The following is a 4,003-nucleotide window of genomic DNA, read 5'->3' as shown; positions in this document are numbered from 1 at the left end:
TTGCCGGCTGAATCCTTGCAGCCAGGTCTCGACATCGTGTGAGGGAACCGTGAGCGCACGATGCGTTGCAGTGGCTGAGGGGTAGCCGCCGACATCGTTCTGGCTGTCGATCTGGCGTCCGGTGCCATTACGGATCTCGGCAATCAGGCGCTGGTCCACGCTGTCACGGTCGGCGGGGCGGGCGCCGGCATGAGCGAGGATCTGTTCGCGCAATTGCGCGGCGGCCACGACATTGCCGCCGATCGTGAAAGGGTTCTCCGCCAGAGCGGTGATGCCACCGCTGAGCAATGTCGCGGGCGCACCGGTCTTGAGGAAGGCGAGGTTGTCACGCATGTAGGCATCGCCCTGCAGGTCGGGTGAATTGCTGCTGATCATGCCCAGGGTGGCGGGGGTATCGGCGCCGTGCTGCAGCACGTTGCCGATGATGGCGAGTTTCGGTGCCGGGGGCGGTGTGCGCTTGTCCCATTCTTTCGGGTTGTAGCCCAGCCGTACCGCCCATTTGCCCGGGTTGTAGATGAAGTTGTTGATCAGCGCGCCGGTACTACCCCCCTTGAACCACGGATTGCGATCGGCATTGTGGGTGTAGAGATTGCCGCGGATCAGCACACTCTGCACATCGTCATGGATCAGTGAGCCCATCGAATGTGCGCCCTTCGAATGGGTGGAATTGACCAGGCCTTCGGCGACGATATTGTTCGACAGGGTCACGCGATGTGCGGTGCCCGCCGGGCCGTCATGGCGCGGGCCGGAGATCGAAAGGTTTTCGTCGGTCCCCCAGGCGACCGAACAGTGATCGACCAGTACGTTGTAAGCGTTCTTGCCTTCGATCGAGACGTCGACTTCATAGCCGTTCTTTTTCGGCAGACCTGTGTCGCCCATGCGCCAACGCAGGTGCTGCATGATCACATCGTGAGCGCGGATCTTCATGCCGCCGCGGATCAGCGTGATGCGCAATGCCGCCCAACGTTCACGCCATTGCTGCAGGGCGGCCAGGGTGGAGGCCAGGGCAAGGACACACAGGGCAAGGCGACGGGTGCAAGACAAGGACATGGGGATCTCCGGGGTGGACTGGGACGGGGGAAGGACGGAACGAGAGGGGATTCAGTTCAGGGGCGAGAAGGCGGCCGGGCGCATGACCTTGCTGTCCATCTCTTCCAGGCAGGCCTGGATCTTGGGCGCGAAGGCCTGCCAGGCAGGGTCGGCGGCCAGGGCGTTGCGGCGGCGTTCGCGGTCGTCGAGCGAGGCAAAGGCCCAGATGTGCACGATCTGGTTGAGCGGGCCGATCTCGGACTGGAAGTAGCCGATCAGCTGGCCCAGGTGGCCGCGCTGGATGGCGATGCCTTCTTCTTCGACCAGCTTGAGGTAGGTGGGCAGGGTGCCAACCTTGAGGCGGTAGGTGCGGATCTCGTAGAACATGGGCGGGCCTCAGCGCATGACAAAGGGATCGGGGATGGGGGCGTCCGACGTGTTGAGCCAGACCGACTTGGTGCGCGTGTAATCGAGCACGGCCTCCAGGCCGCCTTCGCGCCCCAGGCCGCTGAGCCCGAAGCCGCCAAAGGGCACGATGGGCGAGACCACGCGGTAGGTGTTGACCCAGACGATGCCGGCGCGCAGCTGGCGGATCATCCGGTGAGCCTGTGCCAGATCGCGGGTGAACACGCCGCTGGCCAGGCCGTAGGCGCTGTCGTTGGCCAGGGCCAGGGCCTCTTCTTCGGTGTCGAACTTCAGCACGCTGAGCACGGGCCCGAAGAGCTCGGTGTGCACGCAGGGCACGCGGGCATCGGGGCAGGCCAGGATGGTGGGCTCGTAGTAGTGGCCCAGGGGGAAGTCGGCCGGGGCCTGCCCGCCGGTGAGCAGGGTGGCGCCGGCCTCGATGCTGGCCTGCACCACCTGCTCGATGTGCTGGCGCTGTTTGAGTGTGGCCAGGGGGCCCATTTCGGTGGCCGGGTCGTGCGGTTCGCCGATGCGGATCTGGCGAGCGCGGGCCACCAGCCTGGCCATGAGCGCGTCGTACACGCCCGATTGCACCAGCAGGCGCGAACCGGCCACGCAACTCTGGCCGCTGGCGCCGAAGATGCCGGCCACGATGCCGTTGCAGACGCTGTCCACATCGACCCCGTTGAAGACCAGCACTGGCGACTTGCCGCCCAGTTCCAGCGAGGTGGCGGCCAGGTTCTGCGCCGCGTTGTGCACGATGTGGCGGGCGGTTTCGGGCCCGCCGGTGAAGGCGATGCGCTGCACCAGGGGATGGCTGGTCAGGGCCTTGCCGCAGTCCTGCCCGAAGCCGGTGAGGATGTTGAGCACGCCGGGGGGGAAGCCCGCTTCGTGCACCAGGCGGGCCAGGGCCAGCAGGGGCGCTGGGCCTTCTTCCGAGGCCTTGAGCACCACGGTGCAACCGGCGGCCAGGGCCGGGCCGATCTTCACGGCCGAGAGGAAAAGCTGTGAGTTCCACGGCACGATGGCCGCCACCACGCCAATGGGTTCGCGCCGGGTGTAGGCCTCGATGTCGGGCTTGTCCACGGGCAGGTGGGCGCCTTGCACCTTGTCGGCCAGGCCGCCGTAGTAGCGGTAGTACTCGGCCACGTAGCCGATCTGGGCCAGGGTCTCGCGGATCACCTTGCCGGTGTCCTGCGTCTCCAGCCGGGCGAGCTCGGGGGCGTCGCGGGCGATCAGGTCGGCCAGCCTGTGCAGCAGCTTGCCGCGCTGCGTGGCGGTGAGGCCTTGCCAGGCCGGCGCGTGCAGGGCGCGGTGGGCGGCGCGCACGGCACGGTCCACATCGGCTTCGGTGGCCGCGGGCATGCGGGCCCAGGCTTCGCCGGTGGCGGGCGAGAGGCTCTCGAAGTGCTGGCTGCCGGGCTCGAACTGCCCGTCGATGTACTGCTGGAAGGTCTCGTGCGTCGGGTTCATGCAGGGGCTCCGGTCCGGTGGCGTGGGGCTTCAGGCGAAAGCCGGCATGACCTGCTGGATGAAGAGTTCGAGCGTGCGGCGCTTGCGCTCGAAGTCCATGTGGTTGTCGATCCAGAAGCTGTACTGGTCGTAACCCTGGGCCTCGTAGACCTTGAGGCGCGAGATGACCTCGTCCGGCTTGCCGATCACCAGGCTCTGCCGCAGCTTGTCGGGCGCGTACTGCGGGAAGGCCTCGATGTCTTCGGGGCGCAGGGGCTCCATCAGGCCGTGGGTGATGGGGCGGTCCTTCTTGATCCATTTCTGGAAGTGGCAGTAGAAGGCCTGGATGTCGCGTGTGCCCTGCGCCAGTTCGGCATCGGTCTCGGCCACGTAGGCGTGCTGCAGCAGCATGATCTGCGGGCGAGGCACCTCGGGGTGGGCGGCGCAGGCGGTGTTGAAGCGGTCCATCAGCGAGGCCACTTCGCCGTCGCCCGCGGCCAGCGGCGTCACCTGCACATGGCAGCCGCTGCCCACGGCAAAGTCGTGCGAATGTGGATCGCGCGCGGCGATCCACATCGGTGGCGTGGGGCCCTGCACGGGGCGGGGCAGCGAGGTGGTCTCGGGGAAGGACCAGTAAGGGCCCTCGGTGCTGCAGTGGCCCTTGAACAGGCCCTGCAGCAGCGGCACCATGGCGCGCATGCGGGCGCCGGCCTCCATCGCGTCCAGGCCGGGGAAGAGGCGCTCGTACTCGTACATGTAGGCGCCGCGCGCAATTCCCAGGTCGAGTCGGCCGTTGCTGATCAGGTCGACCAGGCCGGCTTCGCCGGCGAGCTTGATCGGGTGCCAGAAGGGCGCGATCACGGTGCCCGTGCCCAGGCGGATGGTGGTGGTCTGCGCGGCCAGGTAGGCCAGGTTGACGAAGGGGTTGGGCGCGATGGTGAAGCCCATGCCGTGGTGTTCGCCGATCCAGGCGGTTTCCATGCCGCCGCGTTCGGCGATCTGGACCAGTTGGGTGAGCTCGTCGAGCTGCTGGCGGGCCGGGGTGCGCTCGTCGTAGCGCTCCATGTGCAGGAACAGAGAGAACTTCATGGGCTGCTTTCCGTGTGCGGGGTGGCGG

General features: G+C 67.2%; 4 protein-coding genes. All 4 read right to left on the bottom strand.

What is annotated here, in order from left to right; genetic code table 11:
* Positions 1-1,050 (bottom strand): hypothetical protein (locus tag QZ994_RS19040; protein WP_290877429.1); only part of this gene is annotated, 1,050 nt, incomplete at its 3' end.
* A gap of 51 nt (positions 1,051-1,101) precedes the next feature.
* Positions 1,102-1,416, bottom strand: a complete 315-nt coding sequence (locus QZ994_RS19035; RefSeq protein ID WP_290877426.1) for an NIPSNAP family protein — start codon at positions 1,414-1,416, stop codon at positions 1,102-1,104.
* Between the two features lie 9 nt (positions 1,417-1,425).
* Positions 1,426-2,907 (bottom strand): aldehyde dehydrogenase, encoded by a 1,482-nt coding sequence (locus QZ994_RS19030; RefSeq protein WP_290877423.1) that lies wholly within the window; start codon positions 2,905-2,907, stop codon positions 1,426-1,428.
* Positions 2,908-2,937: 30 nt separating this feature from the next.
* Positions 2,938-3,975: an LLM class flavin-dependent oxidoreductase gene (locus tag QZ994_RS19025; RefSeq protein WP_290877419.1), complete on the bottom strand. Its 1,038-nt coding sequence runs from the start codon at positions 3,973-3,975 to the stop codon at positions 2,938-2,940.
* Positions 3,976-4,003: the final 28 nt, after the last annotated feature.

Origin of the sequence: Aquabacterium sp., from assembly GCF_021768455.1 — a bacterium.
Lineage (GTDB): Bacteria > Pseudomonadota > Gammaproteobacteria > Burkholderiales > Burkholderiaceae_C > Aquabacterium.
The sequence above is the reverse complement of the archived record's forward strand: the minus strand, read 5'-3'. Positions and strand labels throughout refer to the sequence as shown.

Excerpts from the sequence above, each read along its gene's own strand:
- QZ994_RS19035 (WP_290877426.1), bottom strand. The coding sequence starts at position 1,416 with ATGTTCTACGAGATCCGCACCTACCGCCTCAAGGTTGGCACCCTGCCC.
- QZ994_RS19030 (WP_290877423.1), bottom strand. The coding sequence starts at position 2,907 with ATGAACCCGACGCACGAGACCTTCCAGCAGTACATCGACGGGCAGTTC.
- QZ994_RS19025 (WP_290877419.1), bottom strand. The coding sequence starts at position 3,975 with ATGAAGTTCTCTCTGTTCCTGCACATGGAGCGCTACGACGAGCGCACC.